Source organism: Lentzea albida (genome assembly GCF_900111005.1).
In the GTDB taxonomy this organism is placed as follows: Bacteria; Actinomycetota; Actinomycetes; order Mycobacteriales; family Pseudonocardiaceae; genus Lentzea; species Lentzea albida.
Genome location: NZ_FOFV01000015.1, coordinates 1 through 16,817 on the forward strand (window position 1 = coordinate 1; position 16,817 = coordinate 16,817).

The window sequence follows — 16,817 nt, forward strand, 5'->3', positions numbered from 1 at the left end:
CTCGTCGGGCGGCAGTAGCGGGCGAGGGCCCCGGAGACGGCACCGCCTCCGGGGCCCTCGCCCGCGCCTGCCACCGGACGAACGTCCGGGACACGGCCTAGGGGCGCATCTCGTACCGGCCGGAGAGCGCTTCCACCTGCTGCCAGACGGCGTCGAACCGGGCCTGGTCGACGTGCGGCTTGCGGATCTGGCCGAGCGCCCACCGCTGCTGCGCCTCGGTGCTGCTCGCCTTGCCGTGCAGCGCGGTCGCGTAGCCCGCGAAGTCGCGCACCAGGACGTCGAAGACCTGGTCGAGCACGTGCTGGTCGGTGCCCGTGATCTTGGCCTGCTCCAGGACCAGCTGGCCGTAGACGACCAGGGTGAAGAGGTGGCCGAGGTTCAGCAGGAAGTCGAGGTCCTTCTGCTGGGCCTCGTCCGGCGCGGCCGTGGCGAGGAGGGTCTTGATGGCGCTCGCCTGCTCGTGGAACAGCTTCACGTTCGGCAGGTGGGCGTGCTCGGCGTAGACCGGCTCCCAGTCGTGGAACTGGATCTTGCCGAGGCCGCGCGCGGGGCCTTGGCGCCAGAAGAAGTCGTCGTCCGCCGCGTCGTGGCGGGTCGGGACCTCTTCGTACTGAGCGGGGTTGAAGAGGTAGTTCGGCATGAACTTGAGCACCAGGGCCAGGTTCACGTGCACGGTGCCCTCGAGCTTGGGCAGCGCGCGGATGTCGGCCGTGGCGCGGGTGAAGTAGGTGTCCTTCTCGAAGCCCTTGGCCGCGATGACGTCCCAGAGCAGGTCGATGACCTGCTCGCCCTCACTCGTCACCTTCATCTTGGTGATGGGGTTGAAGAGGAGGTAGCGGCGGTCGTCCTCGTTCGCGCTGCGGAAGTAGTCGACCGCGCGGTCGGAGAAGAGCTTCATGGCGGTGAGGCGCGCGTAGGCGTCCACGAAGTTCTGGCGCACGTGCGGGAAGTCCGTGACCGGGTTGCCGTAGAGGATTCGGTTGTGGGCGTGGGTGATCGCCTCGTAGAAAGAGTGCTCGCAGATGCCGATGCTCGCCGTGCAGAGGTTGAACTTGCCGACGTTGACGGTGTTCAGCGCGGCGCTGAAGGCGTCGGGGCCGCGGTGCAGGATGTCGGCGTCGGTGAGCGGGTAGTCGTGGAGGCGGAACTCGCTGACGAACATCTGGCTGTCGACGACGTTCTTGACGAGCTCGAAGCTCTCGTGCCGGCTGTCGACGGCGAAGAAGAGGTACTCGTCGTCGATCTTGCCGAAGACGCTGACCATGCCGGCGACGTTGCCGTTGCCGATGTAGTACTTGCTGCCGTTGGCGCGGTAGCCGTCCTCGGTCTTCGTGACGATCATGTCGGTGCTGTAGACGTCGGCGCCGTGCTCCTTCTCGGAGAGGCCGAACGCGAAGACCGCGCCTGAGTCGAGGAGGGCGGCCGCCTTCTGCTTGGCCTCCTCGTTGCCGCTCATCCAGATGGGACCGAGGCCGAGGACCGTGACCTGCCACGCGTACCAGTACTGCAGGCCGTAGAAGCCGAGCACCTCGCTGAACGCGGCGTTGCGGGCGGCGTCCCAGCGCTTGGTGCCGTCGACGCCGCTCGGCGTGCAGAAGGTGGCGAAGAGCTTCTCGCGCTTCACGAAGTCGAGGAAGTCCGTGTACCAGACCCTGTCCTGCGCGTCCGCGATGAGCTGCCGCTTGCCGCGGGCCTCGAACCAGTCGACGGTCGCCCTGAGCAGGCGGCGCGTCTCCTCGTCGAGGTGGGCGGGGTCGTAGTGGTTCGGGTCGAGCAGCACTGGTCGCCTCCTTGCGTCTTCTGCTTCGGACGCTACCAGTGAGTAACTTGTGGGTCTACGTGGGGTTTCCCGCGCCCTCGGAAATTGTCAGACCCCCGGCGTAACGTGCTCCGCATCACATCCACGGAGTCTGGAGGCGGCGTTGCGATGACGGTGGTCGTGGCGATCGGTACGCGCAAGGGGCTGTGGCTCGCCCGCAGCGAGGACCGTGTCTCGTGGCAGGTCGACGGTCCGCACCACCCGATGCAGGAGGTGTACGCGGTCGCGTTCGACACGCGCGCCGGCGTCCGCCTGCTGGCCGGCGTGGCCTCACCCCACTTCGGCCCCGGCGTGTCCATCTCGGACGACCTGGGGGCGTCGTGGGAGGAGTCCGCGACGCCGCCGATCGCGTTCCCGGTGGAGGACGCCGCCCTGGAGCGCGTCTGGCAGCTGCAACCCGCCCCGGCCTCGCAGCCGGGCGTCGTCTGGGCGGGCACGCAGCCGTCGGCGCTGTTCAAGTCCTCCGACGGCGGCCGCTCGTTCGAGTTCGTCGAGGGCCTGTGGAACCACCCGCACCGCCCGGAGTGGGATGCGGGCTTCGGCGGCCAGGCCGTCCACACGATCGTGCCCGACCCGGCCGACCCCGACCGCATGCTGGTGGCGATGTCCACCGGCGGCGTCTACCGCACCGCCGACGGAGGCAAGTCCTGGGAGGCCCGCAACAAGGGCATCAAGGCGTACTTCTTCCCGGACCCGTGGCCGGAGTTCGGCCAGTGCGTCCACAAGGTCGCGCAACACCCGGCGCTGCCTTCCCGCTTCTACGCCCAGAACCACCACGGCGTCTACCGCAGCGACGACGGAGGCGACACCTGGCAGTCCATTGCTTCGGGCCTCCCGACCGACTTCGGCTTCGCGATGGTCGTCCACCCGCACGACCCGGACACGATCTTCACGTTCCCGATCGAGGCCGACGGCCGCCGCTTCCCGCCGGAGGGCAAGTGCCGCGTCTACCGCTCCCAGGACGCGGGCGAGACCTGGCAGTCCCTCGGCACGGGCCTGCCGGACGACTTCTGGACGGCCGTGATGCGCGACGCCATGTGCACCGACACCGCCGAGGTCCCCGGCGTCTACTTCGGCTCCCGCTCGGGCGAGGTCTACGCGAGCCCCGACGAGGGCGAGACCTGGCACCAGGTGGCGGCGCACCTCCCGGACGTGATGTCGGTCAGGGCGGCGGTGATCCCGGCGTGAAGGTGAAGGTCCTGATCCCAGGCGTCCTCAGGTCAGCGGCGGCCGGCGCCGCCCACCTGGACGTGGAGGTCCCACCCCCAGCCACCCTGGGCGCGGCACTGGACGTGCTGGCGGAGACCTACCCGGGCCTCGACCGCCGCCTCCGCGACGAACGGGCGGGCCTGCGCCGCTACGTGAACTTCTACGTCAACGGCGAGGAGTGCCGCCGCCTGTCGGGTCCGGACACACCGCTCCCGGCGGGCGCGGAGATCCAGATCCTGCCGAGCGTGGCAGGAGGCTGACCGCCCTCCGGGCGGGTTGCGCCGCACGGGGATGGCGACGCAACCCGGCCCCGGCGGCCGCACGCACACCGCCGCTTACAAGCACCCGCCGGCCGGCCACTGCCTCGGCGACGGGTGCCGCCCGCCTGCTGGTACCTGCCTGCCAGGCCGCTGCCCACTGGCTGCGGCACCTGCTGGCATCTGCCTGCCTGTCTGCTGCCGCCAGCAGGCCGCTGCCCCCTGCCACCGCAGCGCACCGCCACCGCCGCGCGCCTATCCCCGGCCGCCCCCACCGCCTGGCCGCCCATACCGCCCGCGCTCACACCACCAGCAGCGACTTGCCGAGCGTCGCCCGCTCCTCCAGCGACCGGTGCGCCTTCTCCGCCTCCTCCAGCGGATACGTCGCACTGATCACCGGCCGAATCCGCCCCCGCACCACCAACCCGAGCGCCTCAGCAAGCAGCTCCGTCACCACACCCACCTCAGGCGCCCCGTCCGCCAGCACGTTGTCCACGCGCACCCGCCGCCGCGCCGCCTCTTCCGGATCGATGTCGGCCAACCCGTCCGACGACCCGTAGGTGACGAACCGGCCCCCCTCGGCCACAACCCCGAACGTCTCCTGGCCGAGCACCCCGCCCGCGCCGTCGAACGCCAGCCCGACACCACCCGTCACCGAGCGCACCTGGTCCTGCCAGCCGGGGAGCGAGTAGTCGACCACCACCTCCGCGCCCAGTTCGCGGGCCAGCTCGAGTTTGCGCGAGCCCCGCGCCGCGCCGACGACCCGTGCGCCGGCCGCACGCAGGAGCTGCACGAGCAGCGATCCGGCACCACCTGTCGCGGCCGCGACCAGGACCCACGCGCCCTTCTCCACCCGCACGCGGCGGAGGATCAGCAATGCCGTCACGCCGTCGTGCACCATGGCGGCGGCCTCGGCCGAACTCAGGCCGTCCGGCACCTCGACGATCCCCTCGACGGGAAAGACGGCCTGCTCGGCGTAGGCGCCGGTCACCGAGTTGCGGGACGCGACGCGCCTGCCGAGCCACGACGGGTCCACCCCCTCGCCCACGGAGATCACCCGGCCTGCACCGCCCTGGCCGGGCACGTACGGCAGCGTCAGCGGGAAGTACTCGCGGCCCCAGCCGCCGCGGAGCAGAGCGTGCAGGAGGATCACGTCGGCGACCTCCAGACCCACCACGACCTGGCCCGGGCCCGCCACCACCTCGGGAACTTCCTCCACGCGGAGCACCGAAGGCCCACCGAACTCGTGCACACGGACGGCACGCATCACAGTCACATCCCCCACCTCGGACAACCTGGTGGTGGCGACCGTAAGAGCTCCAGCAAAGTGGAGGTCAAGCCTCAGCAGGCGGCGAAGTCGTCCAGCAGCGCCGAAGCCACCTCCACGTCCGGGCTGAGCTGCCGGTCGGACATGTCCGGGTTGAGCTTCGCCTCGGCTGCCTCGAAGGCGGCGCGCAGCGGCGGTGTCATGGGCGTGATGCCGCGCAGCCGCAGGGCGCGGACGCCGGCGACGACCTCGCACGCGAGCACCAGGCGGAACGCGCCCAGCGACCGCAGGGCCTGCGAGGCGGACTGGAACGCGAAGCTCGAGTTCTCCTCCTGGCCCCGCGACACCACGGCGTTGCCGATGCTCGCGGGCTCGGCGAGGGTGCGGACCTCGGCCAGCGCGGAGTTCGCGCTGTACTCCAGGATCATCACGCCCGAGCTGCCGCGCACGCCCTCCGCGAGGAACGGGCGCAGGCCCGTGAAGTTCGGCTCGACCAGCGTCGCGAGGCGGGCGGTCGAGATGTGGCCGGTGTGCAGCATCGCGAGCCGCAACCGGTCGAGCGCCTGGCCCAGGTACGCGCTGTGGAAGGCCCCGTGGTGGTACGCGGCGTCGTCCTCCGGTCCGAAGTGGTCGGCGACGATCAGCGGGTTCTCGGCGGCCGCGTTGAACTCGACGTCGAGCACGCGGGCGAGGTCCGTGGCGGCGTCCACGGCCGGGCCGTGGATCTGCGGGAAGCAGCGGTAACCGAACGGGTCCTGGATGCGGGCGGGCGGGCGCGGCGGGTCACCGATCAGGCGGCGCATCTCCGCGGCGACCGCCAGCTGGCCGGGGTGCGGGCGGCCGAGGTGGACGCGTTCGTCGTAGGCCTCGACCGCTCCGTCCACGGCGAGGAACGACAGCGCGGCGACGACGTGGGTCGCCTTCAGCAGCTCGTGGGCGTCCTTCCAGGCGAGGCCCGCCATGCCGATCGTGAGGGCGTTGCTGCTGATCAACGCCAGCGCGTCGCCCGAGTCGAGCTCGATCGGGTCCGGGGTCTGCGTCGAGCCGAGCCAGTAGCGCTCGCCGAGCAGGGTCAGGCCCGTCTCGGCCAGCGCGGTGAGGTCGCCGGTGCCGATGGCGCCGTACTCGTGCACGCCGGGGTAGCAGCTGCTGTTCAGCGCGGCGAGCAGCGCGTCGGCCACGGCTCTGCGCACGCCGGCGCCGCCCGCGAGGAGCTGGTTGAGGCGCACGACCATCATCGCGCGCACCTGCTCCTCGGGCAGCATGCCGCCGAGCCCGCCCGCGTGGCTGCGCAGCAGGCGCAGGCCGTGCTCGGCCCACCCCTCGGTGCTGACGAGCTGGTCGCGGTTCGCGCCGACACCGGTCGTGCGGCCGTACACCTGTCGTCGCACCACAAGACGCTGGCTGGCGCCCCACGACGCTTCGAGCCGTGCGATGCCATCAGCGTGCAGAGACACCGGCGCGTGATACCGCGCGACACGCACCACGTCGTCGGCGCTGAGGGACTGACCGTCCAGCACGACAGGGGAGTCTTCGACCATGGCCCCAATGTGAGCACATAGGGTTCGGAGGTGCTCGTACTGCATGGCCTGTGCACGACCGATGGCGTCCTCACGCTGTGGGCCGAGGACTCCGGCCTGCCCGCACGCAGTGAGAGCACCCGTCGCGACGCGCCGCACCCGTTCGCGGCCTCGGCCGAAGCGCTGGCCGCCGCGCTCGGGCAGGAACCACGCAAAACGACCACGCGCGCGTTGCTGCTGCCGTCGTTCGCGTCGGGGCCGATGGCGTCGCCCGAGCTGGTGCGCGATCCGCTGACGGCGGGACGGGCACCGCGCGGCAAGGTGCAGCTGAAGCAGTGGGGTGTGCCCACGATTCCTCTCGACGGCGTGCCGGAGCTGGGCGCCGAGACGCGGCTGAGCGACTCCGCGCGGTTCGTGTTCGACGTGGCCGGGTTCGCCACCGACCTGGTCGACCGCGGCCGTGTGCTGCCCTCGGTCGCGCCGGAGCGGGCCGTCGCGCGGTGGGTGCCGGTGCTGTCGGGAACGGACTCGGCGCGGTTCGCGGCGTTGCAGGCCGCGATGCCGCCCGCCTGCCGGTGCGAGGAGATCGCCGGCGACCCGGCGGAACTGGTGCGCGCCGCGCTCACGAACGCCGTCGACGAGCAGGTGCGCGACCGCTTGAGGGGCACCGATCTCGTCCCGAGGAAGCGGGGCCGTGAGACGGCGGCGGAGGCGTGGCTCGCCGCGCTCACCGGCGAGCCCGCGTTCGACGCGGACCCGGTCGAGCTCTACGAACTGCGTGAACAGCTGGACCGCTGGCGTGACAGCGCGGGCAACGAGAGCCCCGTGCGCACGTGTTTCCGGCTGCGTTCGCCCGAGCAGCGCGACAAGGACGAGTGGGCCGTCGAGTTCCTGCTGCAGGCCGTCGACGAGCCGAGCGTTCTCGTGCCCGCGCAGCAGGTCTGGTTCGCCGACGACGGCGTGCTGCGGCGCTGGATCCCCGCGCCGCAGGAACACCTGCTGGCCGACCTCGGGCGTGCGAGCAAGCTGCACCCCGACCTCGACGAGGCGTTGCGCGGCTCGCACCCGGCCGAGATGGAGGTCGGTGCCGAGGGCGCGTACCGGTTCCTGCAGGCGGCGCCCGTGCTGGCACAGGCGGGGTTCGGCGTGCTGCTGCCGTCGTGGTGGCAGCAGACCACGAAACTGGGGCTGAAGCTCACGACGAAGAGCCGCGGCACGGCCGGGACCGTCGCCAAGGAGAGCGAGATCGGCCTGAAGTCCATTGTGGACTACAAGTGGGAGCTCGCTCTCGGTGAGGACACGCTCACCGACGCCGAACTGGCCGAGCTGGCGCGCGCGAAGGTGCCGCTGGTCAAGGTGCGCGGCCAGTGGGTGCAGGTCGACCAGAAGCGGCTCGCGGCCGGGCTCGCGTTCCTCAAGCGCGGCGGCGGGCAGATGACCGCGGCCGAGGTGATGCTCCACAGCGGACTCACCGAGGAGGACGAGAGCCTGCCGCTCCCGCTGACGTCGGTCGAGGCCGACGGCTGGCTCGGCGACCTGCTGTCCGGCAGGGCCGACGAACAGCTCGAACCCGTTGAGCCACCAGCGAACTTCGGCGCGCAGCTGCGCCCGTACCAGCAGCGCGGCCTGGCCTGGCTCGCGTTCCTCGACAAGATCGGTCTGGGCGCCTGCCTGGCCGACGACATGGGCCTCGGCAAGACCGTTCAGCTGCTGGCACTGGAGGCGCTCAACCGCGCGCACGGCTCGCGCCCGCCCACGTTGCTGATCTGCCCGATGTCGGTCGTCGGCAACTGGCAACGTGAAGCAGCGCGCTTCACGCCGGAGTTGAAGGTGCACGTGCACCACGGCGTCGGCCGCCTGGACGGTGATGCGCTGCGCGAAGCCGTGGAGAGCAACGACCTCGTGCTCACCACCTACGCGCTGGCCGCCCGCGACGCCGACGCGTTGAGCGAGCTCACCTTCGACCGCGTGGTGCTCGACGAGGCGCAGAACATCAAGAACAGCGCCACCCGCCAGTCCCAGGCCGTGCGGCAGCTCAAGGCGCGCCACCGCGTCGCGCTGACCGGCACGCCCGTCGAGAACCGCCTGGCCGAACTGTGGTCGATCATGGACTTCGCCAACCCCGGCGTGCTCGGCACGGTCAACACGTTCCGCGCGCGCTTCGCCGTCCCCGTGGAGCGCCACAACGACCAGGACGCCGCCGCCCGCCTGCGCAAGATCACGAACCCGTTCGTGCTGCGGCGCGTGAAGACCGACCCGCGCATCATCAGCGACCTGCCGGACAAGGTCGAGATGCGCCAGCTGTGCAACCTGACGACCGAGCAGGCCTCGCTCTACCAGGCCGTCGTCAACGACATGCTGGAGAAGATCGAAGAGGCGGAGGGCATCGGCCGCAAGGGACTGGTGCTCGCGACCATGTCGAAGCTCAAGCAGGTCTGCAACCACCCGGCCCACTTCCTCGGCGACGGCTCCCGCGTCGCCGGCCGCTCCGGCAAGCTCGCGCGCCTGGAAGAGGTGTTGGAGGAAGTGCTCGCCGAGGGCGACAAGGCGTTGTGCTTCACGCAGTTCACCGAGTTCGGCAGCATGCTCGTGCCCTACCTGGCCGCGCGCTTCGACACCGAGGTGATGTTCCTGCACGGCGGCACGAACAAGGCGGCCCGCGACCGCATGGTCGAGCGCTTCCAGGACAGCAAGGGGCCGTCGCTGTTCCTGTTGTCGCTGAAGGCGGGCGGCACCGGGCTCAACCTCACCGCCGCGAACCACGTGATCCACCTCGACCGCTGGTGGAACCCGGCCGTCGAGGACCAGGCGACCGACCGCGCGTTCCGGATCGGCCAGCGCCGCAACGTGCAGGTGCGCAAGTTCGTCTGCATCGGCACGCTGGAGGAGCGCATCGACGCCATGATCGAGGAGAAGCGCGCCCTGGCCCAGCTGGTGGTCGGCGCCGGGGAGAACTGGCTCACCGACCTGTCCACCGCGCAGCTGCGGGACCTGCTGACGTTGTCCGGGGAGGCCGTCGGTGAGTGAGCACTGGTCTGGCGAACGCCCGCGCTACGGCAAGACCATCAAGGTGGACAACGGCATCAAGGCGCGCAGCAAGCGCGGTGACATCGGCGCCACGTGGTGGTCGCGGCGCTTCATCGAGGTGCTGGAGTCGTTCGGCATGGGCGGCCGGCTGACCCGCGGCCGCAACTACGCGCGGCAGGGCCAGGTCCTGTCGTTGTCGCTCTCGACGAGCATGGTCATCGCGCTGGTGCAGGGCTCGCGGCCCACGCCGTACAAGACGCGGATCGCGATCAAGTCGTTCACCGGCCAGGAGTGGCAGCGCATCGAGCACGCCCTGGCGGGCAAGGCCCTGTACGCCGCGAAACTGCTGGCCGGCGAGATGCCGGCCGACATCGAGAGCCTGTTCGCGTCGCTCGGCCTCCAGCTCTTCCCGGCGACGCAGCGCGAGCTGACGATGGACTGCACCTGCCCGGACTGGGAGGTGCCGTGCAAGCACCTCGCCGCCACCTGCTACCTGCTGGCCGAATCGTTCGACAACGACCCGTTCGAGATCCTGGCCTGGCGCGGCCGTGGCCGGGAGGACCTCCTCGAACGCCTCCGCACGCTGCGCGGCACCGCGCGCAGCGTCGTGGCCCGCGAGGAGGCGCCACCGCTGACCAAGTGCCTGGACACGTTCTGGCAGAAGCAGACCGTGTCCGGCGTGAACCTCGGCGACCCGACCGCCGCCGTGCGCGCGGACGCGGTGCTCGACCAGCTCGACGCCGTGCCCATCACGGTGGGCCGGGCGTCGCTCGTGGAACTGCTGCGCCCGGCCTACCTCTCCCTGCCGCCGGAGGACCGGCCGCCCGCCTGATCAGACCCGGCCGAGGCGCAGGAACACCGACTCGCCGGGAGCGTCGTCCAGCCCGTCGTTGTCCACCACTCCGACCAGCCTCCGGAACGGGCCGCTGCCGACCACGGCCAGGCCCTCGGGCTTGTCGTGCGTGGCGGCGCCGTCCGCCTTCAGCGCGGGAACGAGGTCCTGCGCCAGTGTCTTCGACACCACCGGCTTCTCGGCGCCCGCCGGCACCGGCTGGAGCCCGCTGATGTCGACGCGGTAGACCTTCTTCGTCCTGGCCGCGTCACCTCGCTGGTTGTCGCGTTCGAGGACGAGCAGCGTGCGGTCGTCGAGCGCGGTGATCTCGGACAGGCCGATCCACGCACCTGCTTGAGGCGCGTCGAGCGGGTACGCCGCGAACGCCCACTCGCCGGTCGCCGGGGTGAAGCGCGCGAGCGTGGCCTGGCCCGCCCTGTCGGCCTTCCACTCCCGCTGCACGGCGAGCCACACCTGCTCGGACCTGCCGCTGCCGGTCACGGTGACACCTTCGAACCCGTTGCTCGTGGCGGTCTTCGCGACCGCCTCGGGCAGCGGCACCTCCCTCGTGACCGCCCCGTTCGCGGACACCTCCACGAGCAGGTTCGGATTCTGCTTGCCGTCACCCTCCACCGCGATCCAGTAACCGCTCCTCCGCGCGGCGATGCCTTCACCGTCGTACCCGACGGGCTTGCCGTCCTTGGTCAGCGTCAGCTCCCTGCGGACCTTCGCCGGCGCCACCGCCGTGTCGATCGTCAGGATCCGCGTCGGGTCGTAGGCGGCGTCCGTCACGGCGACGACGTTCCGGTGATCACCCGGAACGCCGGACAGTCCCGACAGCGCCCCGAACCCGATGCCGTCCGACACGATCGACGGCGTGCCCTGGTTGCGCGCCAACGACAACGCCAGCGGCGTGCGGGTCAGCCGGTACCCGCTGAGCGACGAGCGGATGCCGTCCTGCGCCGAGTCCTCCTCCGCCGCGACGACGAGCGTGCCGGTCGCGGGGATCGGCAGCACACCCTCCGGCGCGACACCGGTGGGCAGCGCCTGCAGGAACCGCGGCCTGCGCGGGTCGTTCACGTCGTACACAGCGACGAGGTTGGCGCGCTCCAGCCCGACGAACGCGTACCGGTCACGCCCGAACGTCGCGACGGCCAGACCCTCCGGCTCGACACCCTTGTTGTCCGACCGGCCGTCCGGGTACTGCCCCTGCTCGACCGCGATCCGCTGGAGCTCGTTGCCCGAGGAGAACACGACCCGGCCGGAGTCGGCGTCGAAGACGGTCCACGTGCGCGACCCGCCGAGGTAGTCGCCCTCGTCGGCGGTGCCGAGCGTGCGGTCGTCCAGCCACGCGACGGCGTCGGGTTCGCGTGCGGCGGTGATGGTCTCGGTGGGTTCGTACCTCCCGTCGTCCTTGGTGTCGGTGTTGCGGACCGTGGCCGTGCCCGCGGAGAAGTGCTTGACCACGGTGCCGGACCTGAGGTCCACGATCGCGATGTGGTTGTTCTCCTGCAACGTCACGGCCACCTGGTTGCGACCGTTGATGCTGACGTATTCCGGCTCCGGGTCGGTCGGCGCGACCTCCGCGATCCCGGTCAGCTCGACCTTGCGCAGCGTCCACCGATCGGGCTTCTGCCCGGCCAGGTCGACGATGGTCAGGAACCCCGCGGGCGCCTGCGGGATCGCACCCCCGCTGACGTCCTCGTCCCGCTCGTTCTCGATCGCGATGGCCGCGTACCGGCCGTCCTTCGAGATGTCGATCGAGTCGGGCTGCCCGCCCAGCTCGTGCGTGGCCACGACCGCGCGCCTGCCGAGGTCGACGACCACCAGCACACCCGACGGCTCGGTGTACGACTTCGAGGTGTTGACCGCGACCAGCGCGAGCCCGCCGACGACGTCGACCGACGTCGGCTCACCCGGCATGGCCAGCACACCGTCCGGTGTCAGCGCCCGCCCCGATCTGGCCGGTCTGGCGAACCCGATCCGGCGCGCGGGCGAGTCGGTGTAGACGACCAGCCGCCCGTCCGCGGTGGCGGCCGCGATCTCGGCGGCCGTGTGCTCCGCCGCGGAACTGTTGCGGAACACCGACATCGTGTCGAACCGCTGGAACCGCGACGGCGCCGACGCCTGCGCCGGTGCGGCCGACACGAGCAACACCAAGGCCACCAGGCCTGTGCACAACCGGACCACTGGTCCTCCTCAACGCTCGGAGGCGCGCATTGTGGCCGACCTGGGCGACCGCCGGATGAACGTTCGCTGATCATCCGGGGTGGACCGGGTTGAGGGTGGGGCGATTCTGTTGTGAGGAGGGCGGTTTGGAGGTGGGCGGGCTCCTTTCGGCCGGGTGGCGGGGCGGTGGGTGGTGGTGGGCGGGGAGCGGGAGGATCAGGGTGGGGCGGCTCCTTTCGGAGGGTGGCAGGCGGGTGGTGGGGCGGTGCTGGGCAGGCGGCTGGAGCGGTAGATGAGTCGTGGCGTCTTGAGGAAATGGCTGGCGCGAGCCTGATCGCCGGGCTGTGCCGGATGCGCGGGACCGGTTGGGCGCTGGGGCACGCACGTTCAGGCGCGGTGCGGCAGCGGGACGACGTGTCCTCGGGGCGGCGGCTGGTTGCCGGGGTGCGGCTGCGGCTGCCGGAGCTGTCAGGGCGCTGGGGTTCGGCGCGTTCAGGCGCGAAACGGCAGCGGGACGCGCTCGCGGGTGTCGCGGGCGAGATGGTGCTTGGCAGCGTGGCGAGGCGGCCGGTTGCGGAGCGAGTGCGAGGTCTCGGCTCGTTTATGGCGCCGGGGGTGCGCGCGTTCAGGCGCGCGACGGCGGCGACGAGGTGGCCGAAGGCTTCGGCTGTCCGGTGGTGGAGGGGCTGCGGAGCCCGGTGGCGGCGCTGGGGTTCCACGGTCGGGCGCGGGACGGCAGCGTGGCTCGGGATGCGGGCGGTGGGTGACAGCCGGGACGGGCTGCCGGGCCCGTTGGGCGCTGGGCGGTCCGGGCGCGGTGGCGCGCGGAGGGCTTCGCGGCTCGGGTGTACCGGCAGCGGGGTGCGGTGGGAGGGCGGCTGTGCGTCGGCCGCCCGGCGCCTGGGGTCAGTGGGGGAGCTTGCGCCTGGAACGGGTGGACCACAGGGTCACGCCGGCGCCGGCGAGGCCTACCTGCAGGGCCAGTTCGATCCAGTCGATGCCCGGGGTGTCGGCGACGCCCAGGGCCGTGGCCGCCGCGGTGCCCAGGAGGGCGGCGACGATGCCCACGAGGACGGTGGCGAGCAACGAGATGTGTTGCCTGCCCGGCATCACCAGGCGGCCCAGGCCGCCGATGATCGCTCCGAAGAGCAGTGCGGTGAACAAGCCGCCGATTTCCACTGCGTACCCCCTGCTGAGACTCTGGTGCCTGCTCCTCCAGGGTCTGCCGGGCGCGGGGGCTCGCGAATCAGGTCTTTCCCTGACCCGCCCCTGAGTTTCCCCCTAGCAGCACCGCGGCCGCCGCGGAGAGTTCGCGGCCCGGTACGTCCGGGTCGCAGCCCACGCGCGCGAGGCGGGCGCGGATGGCGGTGGGGGAGCGCTCCATGTCGTCGGCCAGGGACCTGATCAGCTTCGGCGAGTCGGACTCGGACGGGGTGAGCCAGGCGGTGCGCAGTGCGGTGTCGAGGGCTTCGGTCCAGGGCTGGTTGGCGTTGGCGTGGCGGGTCGGGCGGCTGCGCAGGCGCGTGTGGGCGCCCAGGACGCGAGAGAGGAGCTTGCCGATCGTGGCGCCGCCCTCGACCGGCAGGCGGAGGCGGCCGTCCGCGACCACCTCGCCGGAGCCGAGCGACCCCAGCAGGTCTAGCACCATCGACTCGTCGGAGTCGGTCGTCGCGCTCAGCTGGTAGTGGACCTCGCCGAGCTGGACCTCGTTGTGGAAGGTGGATGTCATGGGGTCGACGTTAGGGAGGGGGTCTGACGGTTTTCCGGGGTTGGGGCGCTCCGGAGGCCGTTGTGGGCCAGGGGTTCACTCGAAGGGGTGGCCCGAGGTCACCGCGCCGCGGCCCGTGCCGATGTCGGCGGCGTCCGCGGCGGCACGTCCCGCGCCCCACCCGGCGGCCGAACGCACAGTTACGCGCGAGGTGCGCGTGCGCGTGAACATCTCCGAGAACAACGTGTCCACGGCCTGCTTGCGGTTCGCGAGCACCGGCAGCAGCCGCTCGTCCTCGGCCTCCGGGGTGTCCGGCGTCAGCCGCTCCCCGATCCGCGACGCGTAGGCCACCAGGAACGACTTCCGGAACGGCCGCGAGCGCGCCTCACTGCCCTTCCCGGCCCGCCCGCCCACGGCGACCATCGCCCGTGTCGCCTGCACGAGCAGAGACGTCGCCAGCAGCTCCACGCTCTCCAGGTCCACCTCGTCACCGACCAGCGCGACGAATCCGAACCCGTCGTACGCCACCGCCCGCGACCGGAACGCCTCCGCCACCACGTGCACGAGCTGCGACTTCTCCTTGAAGTAGCTCTTGTCGAGCCACAACCGCCGCGACGTCGCCTGGGCGGGCAGGTCGGCGTCGAGCACCGCCCGTTCCAGCGCGTGCCGGTTCATCAGCTCCTGCGCCTTGGCCGACAGCGCCTCGGCCTCCTCGGGGAACGCCGTCGACTCGGCCTTCGCGAGCAGCCCGCGCACCCGGTTGAGCACCTTCGGGTCCAGGCCCGCGCGCACGGCCGACATCAGCGCGTCGCCCGGCAACGGCAGGATGTGCGGCAACGACGGCAAGCGCCCGAGGAACTTCAGCAGCTCGGCCGCAGTGCGTTCGGCGTACGACCGCGTCTCGATGTGCCGCGTCGCCCACGCCTCCAGCAGCGGCCCCTCCCACCACACCGAGGCGCCGATCTCGTCCAGCTGGCGCCGCCACCGCGGGTGGACCGTCGACTCGACGTGCGGCGAACAGGACAAAGCGATCACGTCCACCACGAGAGAGGTGGCCGACTCATCGAGCGAACGCGCCACGATCTCGCGCACGTCGTACGGCAGCCAGCCGCGCTGCCAGAGCGCGTCGACCGCTTTCACCAGTTCCACGCCACGCAGTATGAGACGTCCGCCATGTGCCAAGGTCGGGGACCACCTGGTAGACACGGGATGTGATCGAGCTCCAGTTCCGCGGCCGGACCGTCGTCCGCGACCACGCGCTGGTGATGGCGATCATCAACCGCACCCCCGACTCGTTCTACGACAAGGGCGCCACCTACGCCGAGGACGTGGCCATGGAGGCCGTGCACCGCGTGGTGGCGGAGGGTGCGGACATAGTGGACATCGGCGGCGTGAAGGCGGGCCCCGGCGACCTGGTCGACGCGAGCGAAGAAGTGCGTCGCGTCGTGCCGTTCATCGCCCGCGTGCGCGACGCGTACCCCGATCTGATCATCAGCAGCGACACCTGGCGCGCGGACGTCGGCAGGCTCGTCTGCGAGGCCGGCGCCGACCTGCTGAACGACACGTGGGCGGGCGCGGACCCGCAGCTGGCCGAGGTCGCCGCGGAGTACGGCGCCGGCTACGTCTGCTCGCACACGGGCGGTGCGGTGCCCCGCACGCGTCCGCATAGGGTGAGTTACCCGAACCTCGTCGCGGACGTCGTCGCGGAGACGACCGAACGCGCCGAGAGGGTGGTCGCGCTCGGTGTGCCCCGCAAGAGCGTGCTGATCGACCCAACACACGACTTCGGCAAGAACACATGGCACAGCCTCGCGCTGGTGCGGCACACGGACGCCTTGGTGGCGACCGGCTGGCCCGTGCTGATGGCTCTGTCCAACAAGGACTTCGTCGGGGAGACCCTCGGCGTGGAACTGCACGAGCGCGTCGAGGGCACCCTCGTCGCGACCGCGATCGCGGCGTTGGCGGGCGCCGCGGTCTTCCGCGCGCACGAGGTGGCGCGCACCAGACGAGTACTCGAGTCCGTCGCTCGACTGTGAGCTGGAGGTATGCAGGTGGACGACGTCTTCGCCCGGTTTTCGGACGACCGGTGGGACGACTTCCTCGACGAACTCGACAAGATCCGCGTGAGCGTGGTGGATCCCGCGGAACGGCAGCAGGTGAAGGCGACCGCGCGCCGTGACGCACGGGAGGCGGCGGGCCAGCCGTTGCTCGTGCGGATGGCCCTCGCGGACCACTACCTGAACCTGCTCGCCATCGGCGTGTGGGCGGGCGACGAGAGCTGGCGCGCAGAGTTGCGTGACCTGGTCGTCTCTCTCGTGCCCGAAGACGACGAATCGCGTGACGACGCCCTGTTGAGCTCTGTCATCGCCGTGGTGCTCGCACAGCTGCTGCAGGACGCACGGCTGCGCGGCGGTTCCGAGGCCGATGTCATCGCACGGGCCGCATGGGAGAAGGCCCAGGAGTGGGCGGCCTACGCGGAGGACCGCCACGTCGAACGGCTCCTGCACCACTCCACGGAGGCCGGTGCGCGCGTCGTCACGGCCTCGGAGGTCCAGGAGGTCGTCGAACTCGCCACGGCCGCTGCAGACGACGACCACGCCGAGACGATCGCCGCGCTGGAGACCGAGGGCTTCACCGCGGAGTTCATGAACGGCGTGTGGGTCGTGGAAGGCGAGTTCCGCAACCCCGTGCGTGCCGCTGCGCGCGCGATCACGCTCACGGGCCACGGCTGCGTCCTCGCGCGCAACGCGAAGCAGTCCGCCGTGATGCTGTGGCAGGAGAACACGCTCGCCATGGCCGACTCGAAGGTGCCGCGCTGGCGCGTCTACCCGATCCTCGCGCCAGTCACGCCGCAATCGAAGTTTTCGGGCGGTGAAGGCCTGCCGTTCACCCGCGAGACACACCCGTTGGCACCCGCACCGGAAGTCGTGCGCCGGTTGGCGGACGCCGTTGGTGTCAACCTGTCCCATCTGCTGGCTGCATTGCGGTGAAAGGGTGATCTTTGCCTTT

At 71.3% G+C, this 16,817-nt stretch carries 13 protein-coding genes; 6 read left to right on the forward strand and 7 right to left on the reverse strand.

Features of this window, described 5'->3' with window-relative positions; all coding sequences use genetic code 11:
• Positions 1-97: 97 nt before the first annotated feature.
• Positions 98-1,780, reverse strand: coding sequence for an acyl-CoA dehydrogenase family protein (locus tag BMY74_RS30940; RefSeq protein WP_089922044.1), 1,683 nt, complete (start codon positions 1,778-1,780; stop codon positions 98-100).
• Between the two features lie 147 nt (positions 1,781-1,927).
• Here BMY74_RS30940 and BMY74_RS30945 point away from each other — a divergent pair, with 147 nt between their 5' ends.
• Together BMY74_RS30945 and BMY74_RS30950 are read left to right on the forward strand one after the other, a co-directional pair.
• Entirely contained in the window at positions 1,928-3,007 is a 1,080-nt protein-coding gene (locus tag BMY74_RS30945; protein ID WP_089922045.1) for a WD40/YVTN/BNR-like repeat-containing protein, read from the forward strand.
• A complete protein-coding gene (locus BMY74_RS30950) occupies positions 3,004-3,288 on the forward strand; it encodes a MoaD/ThiS family protein (protein WP_089922046.1) in 285 nt (94 codons plus the stop codon). The genes BMY74_RS30945 and BMY74_RS30950 overlap by 4 nt, the downstream gene beginning before the upstream one ends.
• 298 nt (positions 3,289-3,586) lie before the next feature.
• Here the strand turns inward: BMY74_RS30950 and BMY74_RS46705 are convergent, their stop codons facing one another.
• Both BMY74_RS46705 and BMY74_RS30960 read right to left on the reverse strand, forming a co-directional pair.
• A complete protein-coding gene (locus BMY74_RS46705) occupies positions 3,587-4,552 on the reverse strand; it encodes a zinc-binding dehydrogenase (RefSeq protein ID WP_089922047.1) in 966 nt (321 codons plus the stop codon).
• 74 nt (positions 4,553-4,626) lie between these two features.
• Positions 4,627-6,093, reverse strand: coding sequence for an aromatic amino acid ammonia-lyase (locus BMY74_RS30960; RefSeq protein WP_089922048.1), 1,467 nt, complete (start codon positions 6,091-6,093; stop codon positions 4,627-4,629).
• 30 nt (positions 6,094-6,123) lie between these two features.
• On the opposite strand from BMY74_RS30960, the gene BMY74_RS30965 reads away from it, so the two are divergent.
• Both BMY74_RS30965 and BMY74_RS30970 read left to right on the forward strand, forming a co-directional pair.
• A complete protein-coding gene (locus BMY74_RS30965; RefSeq protein WP_089922049.1) occupies positions 6,124-9,099 on the forward strand; it encodes a DEAD/DEAH box helicase in 2,976 nt (991 codons plus the stop codon).
• Positions 9,092-9,931: an SWIM zinc finger family protein gene (locus BMY74_RS30970; RefSeq protein ID WP_089922050.1), complete on the forward strand. Its 840-nt coding sequence runs from the start codon at positions 9,092-9,094 to the stop codon at positions 9,929-9,931. The genes BMY74_RS30965 and BMY74_RS30970 overlap by 8 nt, the downstream gene beginning before the upstream one ends.
• Here BMY74_RS30970 and BMY74_RS30975 read toward each other — a convergent pair whose 3' ends face one another.
• The 4 genes from BMY74_RS30975 to BMY74_RS30990 form a co-directional block, all read right to left on the reverse strand.
• Positions 9,932-12,121, reverse strand: a complete 2,190-nt coding sequence (locus tag BMY74_RS30975; RefSeq protein WP_218159798.1) for an esterase-like activity of phytase family protein — start codon at positions 12,119-12,121, stop codon at positions 9,932-9,934.
• An 885-nt stretch (positions 12,122-13,006) separates the two neighbouring features.
• Positions 13,007-13,279: a GlsB/YeaQ/YmgE family stress response membrane protein gene (locus BMY74_RS30980; RefSeq protein ID WP_089922051.1), complete on the reverse strand. Its 273-nt coding sequence runs from the start codon at positions 13,277-13,279 to the stop codon at positions 13,007-13,009.
• Positions 13,280-13,346: 67 nt separating this feature from the next.
• Complete coding sequence (locus tag BMY74_RS30985) at positions 13,347-13,829, reverse strand: hypothetical protein (protein ID WP_089922052.1); 483 nt, start codon at positions 13,827-13,829, stop codon at positions 13,347-13,349.
• Positions 13,830-13,904: 75 nt separating this feature from the next.
• Positions 13,905-14,957, reverse strand: coding sequence for a DUF2786 domain-containing protein (locus BMY74_RS30990; RefSeq protein ID WP_245786456.1), 1,053 nt, complete (start codon positions 14,955-14,957; stop codon positions 13,905-13,907).
• 62 nt (positions 14,958-15,019) lie between these two features.
• Between BMY74_RS30990 and folP the strand changes: the two genes are divergently transcribed.
• Positions 15,020-15,844, forward strand: a complete 825-nt coding sequence (gene folP / locus BMY74_RS30995) for a dihydropteroate synthase (RefSeq protein ID WP_089922054.1) — start codon at positions 15,020-15,022, stop codon at positions 15,842-15,844.
• Positions 15,845-15,859: 15 nt separating this feature from the next.
• Complete coding sequence (locus BMY74_RS31000; RefSeq protein WP_143091763.1) at positions 15,860-16,798, forward strand: hypothetical protein; 939 nt, start codon at positions 15,860-15,862, stop codon at positions 16,796-16,798.
• The last annotated feature ends 19 nt before the right edge of the window (positions 16,799-16,817 follow it).

Bases quoted from the DNA above. Each gene is read 5' to 3' on its own strand.
- BMY74_RS30945 (WP_089922045.1), top strand. From the start codon at position 1,928: ATGACGGTGGTCGTGGCGATCGGTACGCGCAAGGGGCTGTGGCTCGCC.
- BMY74_RS46705 (WP_089922047.1), bottom strand. From the start codon at position 4,552: ATGCGTGCCGTCCGTGTGCACGAGTTCGGTGGGCCTTCGGTGCTCCGC.
- BMY74_RS30960 (WP_089922048.1), bottom strand. From the start codon at position 6,093: ATGGTCGAAGACTCCCCTGTCGTGCTGGACGGTCAGTCCCTCAGCGCC.
- BMY74_RS30985 (WP_089922052.1), bottom strand. From the start codon at position 13,829: ATGACATCCACCTTCCACAACGAGGTCCAGCTCGGCGAGGTCCACTAC.